The organism is Pseudomonas sp. NPDC096925 (assembly GCF_044762545.1).
Lineage (GTDB): Bacteria > Pseudomonadota > Gammaproteobacteria > Pseudomonadales > Pseudomonadaceae > Aquipseudomonas.
In genome coordinates, this window is sequence record NZ_JBIWEM010000007.1 from 321,563 (window position 1) to 337,359 (window position 15,797).

General features: G+C 63.0%; 15 protein-coding genes. 8 read left to right on the forward strand and 7 right to left on the reverse strand.

The window, feature by feature from the left end; all coding sequences use genetic code 11:
- Nucleotides 1–203 precede the first annotated feature (203 nt).
- Both ACIQYU_RS20460 and ACIQYU_RS20465 read right to left on the reverse strand, forming a co-directional pair.
- Nucleotides 204–437: a hypothetical protein gene (locus ACIQYU_RS20460; RefSeq protein WP_233694910.1), complete on the reverse strand. Its 234-nt coding sequence runs from the start codon at nt 435–437 to the stop codon at nt 204–206.
- Nucleotides 438–534: 97 nt separating this feature from the next.
- Entirely contained in the window at nt 535–972 is a 438-nt protein-coding gene (locus ACIQYU_RS20465; protein ID WP_402801830.1) for an MAPEG family protein, read from the reverse strand.
- A gap of 190 nt (nt 973–1,162) precedes the next feature.
- Between ACIQYU_RS20465 and ACIQYU_RS20470 the strand changes: the two genes are divergently transcribed.
- Nucleotides 1,163–1,990: a helix-turn-helix domain-containing protein gene (locus ACIQYU_RS20470; RefSeq protein WP_402801832.1), complete on the forward strand. Its 828-nt coding sequence runs from the start codon at nt 1,163–1,165 to the stop codon at nt 1,988–1,990.
- A 133-nt stretch (nt 1,991–2,123) separates the two neighbouring features.
- On the opposite strand, the gene ACIQYU_RS20475 is transcribed toward ACIQYU_RS20470, so the two are convergent.
- Nucleotides 2,124–3,467, reverse strand: a complete 1,344-nt coding sequence (locus ACIQYU_RS20475; protein WP_207830389.1) for an MFS transporter — start codon at nt 3,465–3,467, stop codon at nt 2,124–2,126.
- 45 nt (nt 3,468–3,512) lie between these two features.
- Nucleotides 3,513–4,655, reverse strand: coding sequence for an iron-containing alcohol dehydrogenase (locus tag ACIQYU_RS20480; RefSeq protein WP_207830391.1), 1,143 nt, complete (start codon nt 4,653–4,655; stop codon nt 3,513–3,515).
- 143 nt (nt 4,656–4,798) lie between these two features.
- Here ACIQYU_RS20480 and ACIQYU_RS20485 point away from each other — a divergent pair, with 143 nt between their 5' ends.
- From ACIQYU_RS20485 to ACIQYU_RS20505, 5 genes are all read left to right on the forward strand, one after another.
- Nucleotides 4,799–5,740 (forward strand): LysR family transcriptional regulator, encoded by a 942-nt coding sequence (locus ACIQYU_RS20485; RefSeq protein WP_402801836.1) that lies wholly within the window; start codon nt 4,799–4,801, stop codon nt 5,738–5,740.
- 252 nt (nt 5,741–5,992) lie between these two features.
- Entirely contained in the window at nt 5,993–6,868 is an 876-nt protein-coding gene (locus ACIQYU_RS20490; RefSeq protein ID WP_207830394.1) for a universal stress protein, read from the forward strand.
- A gap of 424 nt (nt 6,869–7,292) precedes the next feature.
- Entirely contained in the window at nt 7,293–8,519 is a 1,227-nt protein-coding gene (locus ACIQYU_RS20495; RefSeq protein WP_207830397.1) for an MFS transporter, read from the forward strand.
- A 182-nt stretch (nt 8,520–8,701) separates the two neighbouring features.
- Nucleotides 8,702–10,543 (forward strand): potassium transporter Kup, encoded by a 1,842-nt coding sequence (locus tag ACIQYU_RS20500; RefSeq protein ID WP_333957687.1) that lies wholly within the window; start codon nt 8,702–8,704, stop codon nt 10,541–10,543.
- A 92-nt stretch (nt 10,544–10,635) separates the two neighbouring features.
- The gene (locus ACIQYU_RS20505; RefSeq protein WP_233688243.1) at nt 10,636–10,968 is read left to right on the forward strand and encodes a hypothetical protein; all 333 of its coding nucleotides are present in this window, start codon (nt 10,636–10,638) and stop codon (nt 10,966–10,968) included.
- Between the two features lie 263 nt (nt 10,969–11,231).
- Here ACIQYU_RS20505 and ACIQYU_RS20510 read toward each other — a convergent pair whose 3' ends face one another.
- Complete coding sequence (locus ACIQYU_RS20510; protein WP_233694906.1) at nt 11,232–12,857, reverse strand: methyl-accepting chemotaxis protein; 1,626 nt, start codon at nt 12,855–12,857, stop codon at nt 11,232–11,234.
- A 255-nt stretch (nt 12,858–13,112) separates the two neighbouring features.
- Here ACIQYU_RS20510 and ACIQYU_RS20515 point away from each other — a divergent pair, with 255 nt between their 5' ends.
- Nucleotides 13,113–13,511: a tetratricopeptide repeat protein gene (locus ACIQYU_RS20515; RefSeq protein WP_063913598.1), complete on the forward strand. Its 399-nt coding sequence runs from the start codon at nt 13,113–13,115 to the stop codon at nt 13,509–13,511.
- 6 nt (nt 13,512–13,517) lie between these two features.
- Here the strand turns inward: ACIQYU_RS20515 and ACIQYU_RS20520 are convergent, their stop codons facing one another.
- Together ACIQYU_RS20520 and ACIQYU_RS20525 are read right to left on the reverse strand one after the other, a co-directional pair.
- Nucleotides 13,518–14,222, reverse strand: a complete 705-nt coding sequence (locus ACIQYU_RS20520) for an SDR family oxidoreductase (protein ID WP_207830411.1) — start codon at nt 14,220–14,222, stop codon at nt 13,518–13,520.
- An 89-nt stretch (nt 14,223–14,311) separates the two neighbouring features.
- Nucleotides 14,312–15,217, reverse strand: coding sequence for a LysR substrate-binding domain-containing protein (locus ACIQYU_RS20525; RefSeq protein WP_402801844.1), 906 nt, complete (start codon nt 15,215–15,217; stop codon nt 14,312–14,314).
- A 105-nt stretch (nt 15,218–15,322) separates the two neighbouring features.
- Here ACIQYU_RS20525 and ACIQYU_RS20530 point away from each other — a divergent pair, with 105 nt between their 5' ends.
- Complete coding sequence (locus ACIQYU_RS20530) at nt 15,323–15,733, forward strand: hypothetical protein (protein WP_402801847.1); 411 nt, start codon at nt 15,323–15,325, stop codon at nt 15,731–15,733.
- Nucleotides 15,734–15,797: the final 64 nt, after the last annotated feature.

Consider the following 15,797-nt stretch of genomic DNA (forward strand, 5'->3'; position numbering starts at 1 on the left):
GTTCGCGGCTAAAGCCGCTCCCACACCGACCGTGCAGGCTTCAGGATCTTTGAGCGAGGCTATGGCCTTAACAGGAATGGCGCCAATCCTCGGCCGGGCGCGCGCCCGCGAAGCAGGCATCGTGGTGCATGACACCGGCTACGCCGGTCAGTTGTTCCTACCCGGACCGCGTCGCATTCAAGGCCCGCGGAACATCATCAGCATCAACCATTCCCGGCTATATCCGCCACGCCAGCATCAAGGCAACTGTTGCGGGAGGCACATACGAATTCCGCCTCGGCGCGTGTCGGGTAGTTGAGGGTAAGGCGCAGCTTTTCTTGTGTGTCATAAAGGTCATAACCCTCCCCTAACGTCGCGGGAAAGCCAAGACTGCGAGGGTAAATCTCTTTCTTGAGCGGCACAGCGGGAACCACAACAAAGCGCGTCTGCATGATCATCCCCCTCCCGGCAGTTTCTTAGTATTAGTACCGTTACAGGAAAGCATCAAGTTGGCTCATGAAAAAGCAACCGCAACATGTCTAAGGCCGAGCAGTATCAGAAGACAAACGAATTCATTACTCTCGCCGTGATGATTACGCAAAAACCCAACAGGCAAACGACCCCGATGCCATAAAACACGGTACGCCAGGGCTGCAGCTCTGCCAGATAGGCCCATGTGTGCAGGACCCTGGCAAGGGTGAACACGATGCTCAGCCCGGCGTTGGGCCCCTCCGCTGTACCGAGGGCAATGGCCAGCCCGCAGAGGGCGAAGAATACCGGGATATTTTCCAGATCGTTGGCCCATACCCTGGCGCCGCGAGCTACCTCCGGCCGCTCCGCTACCTGCGCAGGTCGCTTGAAGACAGCGGCATCCTCCGGATTGGTGAAAGCCACGAAGCGCAAGCGGTAAAAACCCTGGTAACAGGAGACCATGAACATCTTGAAGAACAGCACGACCACACACAGCGCGTATACAGCCAAGGCGTTGCTCATGGCTGGCGCTCCCCGGCAACGCCCCTGACCACAAAGTGAATCAGCCGCCCCAGCAACGCCAGCGCACAGATACGCATGCCCATCGTCCTCTCCTGAGTAGGGTTTTTCGGCACGGTAGTGGTAGGGTTGGCTGCGCTCAATGACCTGTGAGGTCATGGACGCTGTACTCAAGGACGGTCAGGGTCAACGCATGAGTCATCATCCATTCCATCGCAAAAGCCCCGCACCGAGCACATCGGCGGGCCAGCAACTGCGCCACCTGCGCCAGCAGGCCGGGCTCAGCCAGCTTGAACTTTCGCTGCTGGCCGGGCTATCACAGCGTCATCTTAGCTGCGTGGAGACAGGGCGCGCCAACGCCAGCCCCGGCACACTGCATGCCCTGCTTTCGGCCCTTGGCGCCCCACTGGAGCACTGCAACGAAGTGTTCGTCGCGGCCGGGTACGCCCCCCGCTACGCAGCCTCGCCGCTCGATGCCCCCGAACTGGCCTTGGTGCATGCCGCCATCGAGCACATCCTGCAGGCAAACAACCCGGCGCCTGCAATCGTCATCGACAGCAACTGGAACGTCATCGCCGCAAATGCCAGCACCGGCTTGCTGTTGGCGATGGCGGGTATTGCCGCACAGGCGTCGTCAGGCCTCAACCTGTTGGAAACACTGCTTCAACCCGGCGGCCTGGGTGACCATTTGGCCAATGCAGCGGAGATCCGCGCCGTTGCCTGGCAACGTGCGTCCAGGGAAGCCGCCGGCAACCCGGCGCTGGCAAGGCGCCTGCGCGACCTGCCAGCCCCACGCAACCCCACCCAGGCGACGAGTGCCACGCCGGTGTTGCTGACCCGTGTGAACACCCCGGACGGCGAGCTGAGGTTTCTGTCCACCTTCACCACCTTCGGCATGCCACTGGACATCACCGTGGAATCGCTGCGCATCGAGCACCTGATTCCTGCCGACCCGCTGACGCGGCAAAGGATGCTGGCGGCGTTCGAACAGGGCCATTCGCCGAGTCGGCCTCATCGTTGATTTAGCGGGCACCTTTGGGGAGCAACTGTCTTGCTCAAAATTGAAAAGCACATGCGGTCACTATGGGATGCTCGCGAGCCTTGTTCCCTGTGCGCAAGCGCAGCCCAAAGGTCTGGTCGATCTTCTACGGGAGTTACCTGTCAGCAGACACTGGCTGCTTCAGCAGCAACACATAGGCCATCGCCGCCACCGCCGCGACCGCCGCACTGATCAGGAACGCCGAAGCAAACGACCCGGTCTGCTGAATGCTGAACCCCGTCACGATCGGTGCCACCGAACCCGCAAGGTAACCGCCGAAGTTCTGGATGGAGCCAAACGAGGCTACACGCCGGCTATCCACGACGGTGTTGGCAATCATCCAGGCGGTGGAACTGGCCATGTTCACGCTGAACAACGCGCAGCACAGCAGGGCCACACTGAGCATGAAGCCGCTGCCGAACGATAGCGGCACGGTGAAAGCCGCCGCCGCGAACAGTGCACTCACCACTACCCGCTTGCGACTACCCAGCACGCTGGCGCCGTTCCTCACCAGGCGGTCGCACACACGGCCCGCGACAATGGTGCCAAGGGCGCCAAAAACGTAGGCCAGGGACACCACCCAGGCCGTCTTGTACAAGCTCAACCCGTGCTCACGTTCGAAGTAGCCCGGCAACCAGGTCAGGTGCAGCCACAGCATGTAGATCACCCCCATGAAGCCCAGTACAGCGCCCCAGGTGCTCTTGTGCCGGAACAGCTCGGCCCATGCCGCCAGTTGTGCCTTCATGCTCGGCCTGGCCGTTGCCACCGCCTGTTTTTGCGCCTGGGCCGCCAGCAGGCGCTCACGCTCCTCGGCAGGCAACTCGGCCAGGTAACGTTCCTTGCTTTTATAGAAGGCAAACCAGCACGCGGCGACCAGAATGCCGAACACCCCAGTGACGATGAACATGCCTCGCCAGCCCCAGGTGACCATCAGCAGCGTCAGCAGCGGCGGCGCAATGCACGGCCCGATGCAGGTCGATGACAGCACGATGCCGGTCGGCGTGCCGCGTTTCTCGGCCGCGAACCACTCCGCCAGCGCTTTGGCCGCCGACGGGAACATCGGTGCCTCGCCAATCCCCAGCACCACCCTCAGCCCGATGAACGCGGAAAAACTGTTGATCAGGCCGGTGGCTGTCTGCGCCACCGACCAACCCAGCAGCGCCGCCCCCAGCGAGATCTTGCTGCCCAGCCGGTCGATGATCATGCCCAGCGGCAACTGGGAAAAGGCATAGGCCAGGGAAAACGCCGACAACAGAATGCCCATCTGCGACGGCGTGATGGCCATGTCTCGCTGGATCGAAGTGTTGGCGATCGACAGCGCGCTGCGGTCGACGTAGTTGATGATGCCGATCACCAGCAGCAGGCTGACGGTGATGACCTGGTACTTCCTGAGCGGGTTCGAGCTCGCGGTCGCTTCAGGCTCGCGGCCAAGCTCGGCTTGCGCATATTTGGTAGTCATGGGCGTTCACTTTTGTTGTTATTGGTTGAACAGCGGATCAGCAAATTACAGGGATGCCTCAAGCAGCCACTGGTAGTCTTCGGCAGATGCCTCACGTGGGTTGGTGCGGTGGCTGTGATCGGCCAGCGCGCCCTGGATGATGCGCGGGAACAGCTCTTCGCTGACGCCCAGCTCGCGCAGGCCGGTCGGCAGGCCCAGCGCGCGAGTCATCTGGCGGATGGCGTCTTCGATCCGGCCTTCGTCAGCCAGCCCCATCGCCAGGGCAATGCGCTGCATCTTGTGCTCGTTCAACACCGTCTCGGCCTTGCGGTTGAAGGTGATAACGGCGGGCAGGAAGATCGCGTTGAGGGTGCCGTGGTGCAGCCGTGGGTTGATACCGCCCAGCGCGTGGCTGAGGCTGTGCACGCAGCCCAGGCCCTTCTGGAATGCCAGGGCGCCTTGCAGCGAAGCACTCATCATGTTGATGCGGCCATCCAGGTTGCCGGGCTCGCGGGTGGCGGTTTCGATGAAGCGCCAGGCACGCCACAGGCCATCCAGGGCAATGCCATCGGCGGGCGGGTTGAACGCAGGTGCCATGAAGGTTTCCAGGCAATGGGCAATGGCATCCATGCCGGTGGCGGCGGTGAGTTGCGCCGGCAGGCCAAGGGTCAGCGCCGGGTCGCAGATGGCGGCCTTGGGCACCACATGGGGCGAGATGACACCCACCTTGCGCCCGTCGTCGAGAATCAGGATGGCACCCCGCCCTACCTCGCTGCCGGTGCCCGCCGTGGTCGGTACGGCGATCACCGGTGCGGTTGCCGGTGTGATGCGGGCCAGGCCGCCCTCGATCACCGCAAAGCTTTTCAATGGACCGTCGTGCCTGGCACACACGGCCACACCTTTGGCCAGGTCGATCGCCGAGCCCCCACCAATGGCGATGATCCCGTCACAGCCACACTCCTGGAACATGGCCACCGCTTCACGCACGGCGTTCTCGTTCGGGTTGGGCGGCGTGCCGTCATAGATCGGCCATTGCGCGCTGCTGCCGCTGAACGTGCTCAAGGCCACATCGACGATACCGGCGGCACGCACGCCACGGTCGGTCACGATCAAAGGCCTGGTTATACCAATGCGCTCGCACTCGGCAGGCAGATGCACAATGGCGCCGACATCGAACTGGATCTGAGTGATGTAGTTGATCAGGGACATAGGGCCTCAGCAGCCTCCTGGGGTTATTTTTATAGGCGGTTCAGCCGCACTGGATGCGACACCGTGCAGCACCAGTATAGGAATGCGCGCCTGACCATGGTATTGAGAACAATCCATATCGGTATAACCCGGACGCATACCAGATGACCCCATCACTCAACTCGATCATGTCCAGGCTCCACGCTCGCCACCTGCGCCTGCTCATCGAGCTGGACGAGCACCGCTCGCTGCTCGGTGCGGCAAGCAGTGTCGGGCTTACCCAGCCCGGGGCGAGCAAGGCCTTGCAGGAAATCGAAACCACCTTCGGCACGGTGCTGTTCAACCGCACCAATCGCGGGCTGGAGCCCACGGCTGCCGGGCACTGCGCTATCCGCTACGCACGCGTGGTGCAAACGGACATTTCAAACCTGCGGCATGACCTGGATGCCATCCTGCGCGGGGTCGGCGGCCGGCTGGCGGTGGGGGCAATCATGGGCGCCGTGCCATTGCTGATGAGGGCGGTGTCGCAGCTGGCCAGCATCCAGCCGCAGATGTCGTTCGAAATCATTGAAGACACCAGCCAGTCGCTGCTGGCACAGATCGAAAGCGGTCGCCTGGACGTCGCCTTGTGCCGCACCAGCGTGAGCAATACCCCTCAGCTGTTTTCCAGCAGGTTTGTCAAGGACGAGACGCTGGCGGTCATTGCCAATATCGACCACCCGCTCAAGCACGCGCAAAACCTGAACCTTGCAGACCTGGCCGAGAGCCGCTGGATCGTGTACCGGGCCAACATGCCGATGCGGGTACAGCTCGAGCGCGAATTCCACGATGCCGGGCTGCGCTTCCCGCTGCACCTGGTGGAGACCACCTCGATCCTGGCGACCTTGTCGCTGCTGCAGAACAGCCCCGACTTCGTGGCACTGGTGTCGATCGACGTGGCTCGGCAATGTGCGATGAACCAACAGGTCCGCATTCTGCCCCTGACCATGGGTTCGGTCAGCGACCCGTATGAGCTGGTCACCCGCAAGGGCAGCCAGGCGACACCGGCCATGGACAAGCTCGCCGAACTGCTGCTGTCGCATGGCGCACACCACAACGACAGCTGATCGTGTTGCCAGACAGAAGACCTAGAGCATCATGAGCCGCGGACTTGTTGCCAATGCCCGCTGGCGTTGATTTGGTGCGCAGAAGTGGTCAGCTCAAGATAGGTCACTCACTCCTTTGACACACATCAAGTCGCCGGGCCGGGTTCGCGAGACGATGGCTGCCAGCAAGGAACGAATCGACAACCGCCAGGCGCATCGTGCTCAAGGCATCGCCATCGATCACCGTGCGCGGCTTTGGATAAGGAACCCCACATGAGCCCGCTGAACCACGTACTGGTAGCCACCGACCTGTCCACCTCTGCCCGCAACGCGGCAGAGCGCGCTGCGCACTTGTGCAAGGCGCAACAAGCATCACTGGACCTGCTATACGTTGCCAACCCGGCCCCCTTCGAGCGCCTGAAGCAACTGGTGGCACCTGATGACGATCTGCTGAAGCGTGTACTGGATACCGCTGGTGAAAAAATTCGCGCACTGGCTGCAATGCTGTTCCAGCGCTACGACATCGCCGCTGGCGTGCAAGTCGCGCACGGCTCGGTGACCACGGAGATCACCCGCGTGGTGCAGGATAAACGCAACGACCTGCTGGTGTGTGGGGCAAAGGGCCAGAGCGTGGCGAGGCGCCTGCTGCTGGGCTCCACTGTGCAGAAAATGCTGAACCGCATGCCCTGCCCTTTGCTGGTGGTCAAGCAGGCACCTCGCGATGCGTACCGCACCTTGCTGGTTGCAGTTGATTTTTCGTCTTCGTCACTGCGCGCCATCAAACTGGCAAAAGCCATTGCCCCACAGGCCGAGATCATTTTGCTGCATGTGTACGAGGCGCCGTTCGAAGGCAGCATGCGCTTCGCCAACATCGATCACGACACCCTGACGCACTATCGCAATGTCATCCGCAAAGATGCGGTGAAACAACTCGCAGTCTTGAGCGAAATCGCCGGAGTGGCCGATGCTCGGCAAATCGTGGTGCACGGTGACCCTGGCTGGCAGATTGCCGAGCAGGAACAAGCGCTGGAATGCGACCTGATCGTGGTCGGCAAGCAAGGGGAAAGTGCGCTTGAAGAGCTGCTGATTGGCAGCGTCACCAAGCATGTGCTGAACGAGTCCCAGTGCGATGTGCTGGTGTCGCCATAGGGTCGATTGATGGGGAGGACGCTTGTGTGTCCTCCACCGAAGCCCGCGCTATCCACCGCGGCGCCTGCTTCGCGGTTAAACCCGCTCCCACAGGGATCGCGCCAGCGTTCAGGTTGTGAGCAAGGCCGTTGCGTCCCCAGGTCTTTTCTGGCCTCAAGCAGCACACAAACCTGTGGGAGCGGGATCACCCGCGAACACGGGCGAAGCCCGTGCCATCCTCCGCAACACCTGCTTGCGGAACCTGTAGCATAACTCCCCGGCCAACAGCGGGTGCTCTGCGCAAGGCGTTTCATCGATTGCGCTGATGATTACTATCGAGCCCCCCGCCTGTTGGCCCGGCAAAACCACCCCCTATAATCGCCAGCACATTTCCCCCGCTCCTGCGCCTGCCTCAGGCGACATCCCTCTCTTGGAATCCAATACCATGCCAAGTGCCAGTCAGGCCCCTCGCGGCCGCCCCGAACATGATCAACAGAGTGTCAGCCAACAGTGGCTGGCCATTCTCTCCGTCGCCGTCGGTGCCTTCGCCCTGGTGACCAGCGAGTTTCTGCCGGTGGGCGTACTCAACGATGTCGCCAGCGACCTCGGCATCAGTGCAGGCCACGCCGGCCTGATGGTTACCCTGCCCGGCATCATGGCCGCCCTCGCCGCCCCATTGCTGTCGGTGGGCATTGGCGCCCTGGACCGTCGCTACCTGCTGATCGGCTTGACGCTGATCATGATCATCGCCAACGCGGTGGTGGCCTACGCCAGTGACTTCAGCCTGCTGCTGTTCGGCCGCGTACTGCTGGGCGTGAGTATCGGCGGTTTCTGGGCCACGGCCATTGCCCTCAGCGGCCGCCTGGCGCCCAAGGGCGTGGGCGTAGCCCAGGCTACCTCGATCATCATGGTCGGTGTAACCCTGGCCACCGTGCTGGGCGTGCCGGTAGGCACCTGGTTGAGTGGCCTGATGGGCTGGCGCATGACCTTCCTGGTAACCGCGCTACTGGGCGTACCGGTGCTGCTGGCGCAGATCCTGTTGCTACCGCGGCTCAACCCGGACAAGGCCATTCGCATCAGCGACCTGCCGGCCCTGTTCATCAACCCACAAGCGCGGGTTGGCCTGATCGCCGTGTTGCTGATCGGCCTGGCGCACTTTGCCGCGTACACCTATGTCGCCCCGTTCTTCAAACAAAGCTCCGGCTTCGATGGGCCGACCATTGGCTCGTTGCTGCTGCTCTATGGTGTGGCCGGGGTATTCGGCAACATCTTCGCCGGTTTCGCCGCCAACCGCAGCGTACGTCACACTCTGCTGCTGGTCGCACTGATGATCGGCACCAGCACCGCCCTGTTCCCCCACTTCGCCACCGGCATGACCGGTGCCGCAATGTTGATTGGGTTGTGGGGCTTCGCCTTCGGTGCGTTCCCGGCCTGCGCCAGTATCTGGATGTTCGTCGTCGCGCCCAAGGATGTCGAACGTGGCATGCCGCTGTTCGTCGCCATGTTCCAGGTGATCATTGCGCTGGGTTCGTTCTTCGGCGGGCGGATCGTCGACCAGTTGGGCAGCTCGGTACTGTTGAGTCTGGCCACGGCCCTGGTGGGCTGCGGTTTCGCTACGGTGCTGGTGCTGGGGCGCAACGTCAGCAACAGCCTGGCGGCACAATCTGCCTGAGCAGGGCGCAGGCTGATTTTTTACGCTCTTTTTACGGCTGAGCCGACAGCCAGAAGGAATACTGGGCGCGCGATGCTCAAGGATGGCATGCATTTCAACCCGCCAGTCCAGAGAAGCCTTTCGTGAGCCAGTCCACCGTCATCGCAAACCAATCCCTTCCCGGCAAGTCCAACCCCATCGGCATGCTCGTCGCCGCTGTCGGCGTGGTGTATGGCGACATCGGCACCAGCCCGCTGTACACCCTCAAGGAAGTGTTCGCCGGGCACTACGGCGTGCAGGCCAATACCGCCGGTGTACTGGGCGTGCTGTCCCTGGTGTTCTGGTCGTTGCTGTGGGTGGTGTCGCTGAAGTACGTACTGTTCATCCTGCGTGCCGACAACCAGGGCGAGGGTGGCATCATGGCCCTGACCGCCTTGGCGCATCGGGCGGCGGCGCCCTACCAGCGGCTGGGCAAGGTGCTGGTGCTGCTCGGCCTGTTCGGCGCCGCGCTGTTCTACGGCGACAGCATGATCACGCCGGCGATTTCCGTGCTATCGGCCGTCGAGGGGCTGCAACTGGCCTTCGACGGTATCGAACACTGGGTGGTGCCGCTGTCGGTGGTGGTGCTGGTGGCGCTGTTCCTGATCCAGAAGCACGGCACTGCGCGCATCGGCATCCTTTTCGGGCCGATCATGGTGCTGTGGTTCATCGTGCTGGGTGCACTGGGCCTGCACGGCATCGTCCAGCGCCCGGAAGTGCTGCAGGCGCTCAATCCGCTCTGGGCGGTGAAGTTCTTCCTGCTGCACCCGGGCATGGGGGTGGCGATTCTGGGCGCGGTGGTGCTGGCCCTGACCGGCGCCGAAGCACTCTACGCCGATATGGGGCACTTCGGCCGCAAACCCATTGCCCGGGCCTGGTTCATGCTGGTGCTGCCCGGCCTGGTGCTGAACTACTTTGGCCAGGGCGCCTTGATCCTCGGCGACCCGCAGGCAGTGCGCAACCCGTTTTATCTGCTGGCGCCCGAATGGGCCCTGCTGCCCATGGTCGGGCTGGCCACCCTGGCCACCATCATCGCGTCCCAGGCCGTGATCTCCGGTGCGTTCTCGCTGACGCACCAGGCCATCCAGCTGGGGTACATACCGCGCATGTTCATCCAGCACACCTCCAGTGAGGAGCAGGGGCAGATCTACATCGGCATGGTGAACTGGGCGCTGATGGTCGGCGTGGTGCTGCTGGTGGTCGGCTTCGAGTCGTCCGGGGCGCTTGCGGCAGCCTATGGTGTAGCCGTGACCGGGACCATGCTGATCACCACGCTGCTGGCCTCGGCAGTGGTGCTGTTGTTGTGGAAGGCACCACGCTGGCTGGCAGTGCCGATGCTGCTGGCGTTCCTGCTGGTCGACAGCCTGTATTTTGCCGCCAATGCGCCGAAGATCCTCCAGGGCGGTGCATTTCCGGTGATTGCGGGCCTGGCGCTGTTCGTCCTGATGACCACCTGGAAGCGCGGACGAAGGATCATCGTCGAGCGACTGGACGAGAGTTCGCTGCCGCTGGACCTGTTCATCAACAGCCTCAAGGCCCAGCCGCCTCACCGCGTGGGCGGTACTGCGGTGTTCCTGTCCGCCAGGCCCGAGGCGGTGCCTCACGCCTTGCTGCACAACCTGCTGCATAACCAGGTACTGCATGAGCAGGTGGTGCTGTTGACCGTCGTGTTCGAGGATGAGCCACGAGTCAGCGCTGGCAAGCGCTTTGAGATCGAGGCGTTTGGTGACGGTTTCTTCCGCGTGAACCTGCATTTCGGTTTCATGGAGGAACCCGACGTGCCGTTGGCGTTAAGCCGCTGCCAGCGTGCGGACCTGGAGTTCGGCCCCATGCGCACAACCTATTTTCTCAGCCGGGAGACGGTCATTGCAGGCAAGCAGATGGGCATGGCCCGCTGGCGGGAGCACCTGTTTGCCTTCCTGCTGAAGAATGCCAACAGCAACCTCAAATACTTCCAGCTGCCGCTGAACCGGGTGATCGAGCTTGGCACTCAGGTCGAGATCTGAGCAGTCGGGGCAGTACCCAGCGGAACTTGAAGGGTAACCTCATGTCCTATCCGCACCCAAGCTCCCCCTGCGCCTTCTGGAGGCGAACAAACATGAAAAAAACCCTGGTAGCCGTCTTTACTTGTGCCCTGGCGCTCGGCGCAACGGCATTGTTGCCTGCCAATGTCTCGCCGATCGGCTCCGCGTATGCCAAAGGTGGTGGCAACGGCGGTGGGCAGGGTGGCGGCAAGGGTGGCATCAACGGCAATGGCGCCGGTTATGAGAGTGACCATGCCGGCAAGGCCACGCGCAACCATGGCGAGAGCGGTAATCACTATGGCAGCTTGCGCAACGATGACAACGGCCGTGGTACTACCCAGTCTGGCATTGCCCATTCCAAGGAGCACAACAAGGCCGGGCGCTCCTCTTCGAAGCATGATCGATAACTGAAAGCACGCCACTCCTGCAGGCACTGCACAATCCTCAAGGGCGGCGCTGAACCTGTGGGAGCGGCTTCAGCCGCGAAGCATCCGACGCGGTGCATGGCACCGGCTGCGCCGGTGTTCGCGGCTAAAGCCGCTCCCACAGGGTCCCTGCTAACTCAATGAGTTATGTGCAGTTCTATGAGAACGGGCATGGCGCATTCCTTCGGCTGGGGAAGCCCTTGTAAAGACAACTGCTCCCCCAACAGCCTGATGCCCACCTGACCTCAAACCCTGAACCGCCCCACCAACGCCGTCATCTCCCCCACCAACCGCGACAACGCCTTGCTCGCCTCACTGGTCTGCTGCGCCCCCGCTGCCGAGGATGTCGACAGCTCGCGAATGTTCAGCAGGTTGCGGTCCACCTCTCGCGCCACCTGGGCCTGCTCTTCGGCTGCGCTGGCAATCACCAGGTTACGCTCGTTGATCTCGCCGATCGCACTGTAGATCCCCTCCAGCACCTGCCCCGAGGCCAGGGTCACGTCCAGCGTCGACTGGGCGCGGCTGGTACTGGTCTGCATCGAGGCCACGGCCGCTTCGGTGCCCGCCTGCACACGCCCGATCATCTGCTCGATTTCCTGGGTCGACTGTTGCGTGCGGTAGGCCAGCGTACGCACCTCATCCGCCACCACCGCAAAGCCGCGCCCGGCCTCGCCCGCGCGGGCTGCCTCGATGGCGGCATTGAGCGCCAGCAGGTTGGTTTGCTCGGACACCGAGCGAATCACCTCCAGCACCTTGCCGATATCCCGCACCTGCCCGACCAGTTGCTCCAGATGCGCGCTGCTGGCCTGGATCTCACGCGTCATGGCCTCGGTGCCGTCGATGTTGTCGCTGACTTGCCGGCGGCTTTGCGCTGCCAGCTGGTTGGATTCGCTGGTGGTCTGCGAGGTGGTGATGGCGTTGCGCGCAACCTCCTCCACGGCTGTGGTCATCTCGGTGACAGCGGTGGCGGCCTGCTCCAGTTCCTGGCCCTGCTGGCGCAGGTTGTTGGCGCTTTCCTCGGTGACCGCATTCAGCGCCGTGGCGGCTGCATCCAGTTGCCCGGCACAGCTGCTGATCTGCACCAGGGTGTCGCGCTGGCTCTGCTGCATGCGCTCAAGCTCATGGAACAGCTGGCCGATCTCGTTGCTGCCCTGCCCCTGCACCGGCACGCTCAGGTCGCCGCCGGCAATGCGCTGGAAGTGCCGACCGGCTTCGCGCAGCGGGTGCAGCACGCGCTGGGCAATAAAGGCCCAGCACAGCGCCGCCAGTAACAGCGTCACGCCCAGCAGCGCCAGGCTCAGCAGCTGCGCGCGCGCCAGGCGCCGGTCGGATTCCAGCATGATCTGCTGGCCGCGCTCACTCAACGCGCCGACCAGTTGCTGGCGCAGCGCCTGCAACCGGCCCATGGCGTTGCCGGCGTCGGTGTTGACCTTGAAATACTGCTCAAGCGAACGTTGACGGGTTGCCTCACGCTGCCCGGCGACTGCCTTGGCGTACTCGCCATAGGTGGCCTGCAGCGCGGTTGCCAGTGCGTGCAGTACAGGCTCGCGGGCGTTTTCGACAAACTCGTCCACCAGCTTCTGGCTCTTGTCGTTCAGCTCGACCGACAGCGCCATGCGCTTGTTGGCACTTTCCTCATGGCCACCCAGTTGCTCGATGAAGCCCGAGGACACATTGGCGCTGGCGCGAATCGCCATCAGCAACGCATTGTTCAACCGGTCCGACTGGTGCGCGGTCTGGTCCAGTTCGGTGATCTGCTGGTCGCTACCCACCGCTGCACGCCAGGCACTGACGGTGGAAAACAGCAGGGTCAGACTGAACAGCGACAACACCCAGAACATTCCGGTGCGGATCTTCAGGTTGGCAAGCATGCGGGCAGTACTCCTTGTTGGCACCACTTCTGGTCGATGATTCGATGGTGGGTGTGCTGCTATCGGAGGTACTGACGCAGGCTTGAGGCGCCGGAATGCGGTTTTGGGCGGTAACCGAACAGATGTTGCCAGGGCAAAGGGCGGGGAACAGGCAACAAATTGCCCAAGCGGGAACTTCAACGCTCCACTTCGGTCGATAGCATCCCCTTGCCCTCCAGCCAGGGGCTTGCCCAAGCCCTGCCGAGTCTACCGCCGATGCCCAGCACACCTGTTCTGTCCGCCTTGCTCCTGTTGTTCAGCGCAATCACGGCACCAGGCGCACTGGCCGGCGAGCGCTCCGCGCCGGCACGCAGCAACCATGCCTCGACCGTGCTGATCGAAACCGCCTCGCAACAGTATGCCGACGGCCAACTGGACCAGGCGGCAGCCACCCTGGAGCGCGCGCTGCACATTCAGCCGAACAACCCGGCAACCCTGCACTACCTTGGCGTCCTGCGCCTTCAGCAAGGGTTGTACGAACAGGCCGAAACCCTGGCGCAGCGCTCCAACCTGCGTGTTGGCAACAATCACGCACTACGCAGCCGCAACCTGCAGCTGATAGAAGCCGCGCACAAGGCCCAGGGCGACGGCGTGCTGCCGACGGCTGCGTACTGAGGGCGGTCAGACGCTGCGCGTCAGGCCACCATCGACCTTGATGTTCTGCCCGGTGATATAGGCAGCTCCGTCGCTGGCCAGGAATGCAATGGTGGCGGCAATTTCCTCGCTGGTGCCATAGCGCCTGAGCGGTACGCTGTCGCGCCGCTGCTCTGTGGCCGGCAGGCTGTCGATCCAGCCAGGCAATACGTTGTTGATGCGCACGTTGTCCACGGCATAGGTGTCGGCGAAGATCTTGCTGAACGCCGCCAGGCCCGAGCGGAACACCGCCGATGTGGGGAACATTTCGTTGGGTTCGAATGCCCAGGCGGTAGAGATGTTGATGATCACTCCCCCCTTCTGCCGTTGCATGACTGGCGTCACCAGGCGTGCCGGGCGGATAACATTGAGCAGGTACGTGTCCATGCCCTTGTGCCAGTCTTCGTCGCTGATCTCCAGGATCGGCGCGCGCGGGCCGTGGCCGGCGCTGTTGACCAGCACATCGACGCGCCCCCACTTCCCGACCACGGCATCCACCAGGCGCTGCAAGTCCTCGACCGACTGGTTGCTGCCGGTAACACCGATACCGCCCAGCTCCTTGGCCAGTGCTTCGCCCTTGCCCGAGGACGACAGGATGCCGACCTTGAAGCCGTCGGCAGCCAGGCGACGTGCCGCTGCTGCGCCCATGCCGCTGCCACCGGCGGTGATGATTGCTACCTTTTGCACAGACATATTGCCTCCTTCGGCGATGGAACCCTGTGTTTGCAAGTGCATTCACACTAGCAGCCACACAGGTGCGCAGGGAGGCAGCCGGACTTCGTCTAGCCAGTAGTTTTTCTTTCGTCAGCCTGAGCCTTGAGCCACGCCCTGACGATTTGCAGGGCCGCTGGCGGCTGCCCCTTGCGCGGCCATACCAGGTAGAACGCCTTGTCCAGCCGCAGTTGCTGGGGGAACACCTGCACCAGCCGGCCGGCGGCGATATCGTCGCTGACGAAGGCATGGCTGGCCAATGTAATGCCCTGCCCGCCTATGGCAGCTTCGATGGCCAGCGAGGTCTGGTTGAAGCGCACGGTCTTCGCCGTGGGCGTCGGGTGGCCAGGGAACACCGCAGCGCAGAACTGCGGCCAGAAGTTGTGCGCATCGTGCAATGCCACATAGCGCTGCAAGGCGGCAAAACCCTCAGGCCAGCCCACGTCTGCCAACAACGCCGGGCTCGCCACCGCGACCACCGGCGGCTCCATCAGCAACTCGGCGTTCAGCCCGGCGCCGAACGGCGGCTGGCCATAACGCACGGCCAGGTCCACACCATCGGTATGAAAATGCGAAAGCCGGTCGGTGGCCAGCACCCGCAAGTCAATCTCTGGGTTGTGCTCGGCAAAGTGCCCCAGCTTGGGGATCAGCCATTTCGAAGCAAAGGTTGGCGTTACGCTGACCGTGAGATGGGAGGGCGCCGGACGCAACAGCCGCGTGGCTTCGTCGATCATCGCCAAGGCACTGCGCACGCTGGTGCTGTAGGCATGCCCGGCATCGGTCAGGCCTAGGCCGCGCGGCAAACGCTCGAACAGGCGAACCTCCAGACCGGCCTCCAGCCCACGAATCTGCTGGGCAACAGCGGCCTGGGTGACGCCGAGCTCCTCGGCGGCCAGGCGGAAGTTCAAGTGACGCGCCACCACTTCGAACACCCGTAACGCATTGAGTGAGGGCAACCCGGGAAAACCTGCAGGCATGGCGATGATTTTTCTATTGGCTGCTCGGCAGCATTGCGCCGAGGCTATCCTCATCGGCCGAGGAAGTCGATGCTTTGTCGGCGGACAGAGCCCAAAGGAGTTGGCATGCCCGCCATCAATGCATTCCGCCACTACGGCCTGCTCGACCTGTCTTGGACACAACGGCCGTTGCGGCTGACCGCGCTTGCCGAGCAGGTGCTCGCTGGGCAGGCGCACTGGCTTGACCACAACCCTGCGCAGCGCTGGGTGAAGTGCTTATCGATGCCGCGGACAGGCCCTGGGTGGTCAGCGAACAAGGCTAGGTGTGGCAGCGCAAATAGCCCGCTCAAGCCTGATCAGGTAACGCGGTGGATGGCACCGGCGTTGCCGGTGTTCGCGGGCATGCCCGCTCCCACAGGAACCGAGGGTACCCGAAACCTGCACCATACCTGTGGGAGCGGGTTCACCCGCGAAGCAGGCGACACGATCTATGGCACCGCGTTGGATTCTTCGCGGCTAAAGCCGCTTGTGTCTTGAGAGGGGATTAGAATCTGGAGTGAGAGCGGTGAATGGCAAGCTGAATGCCAGAGGTGCCTTGAGC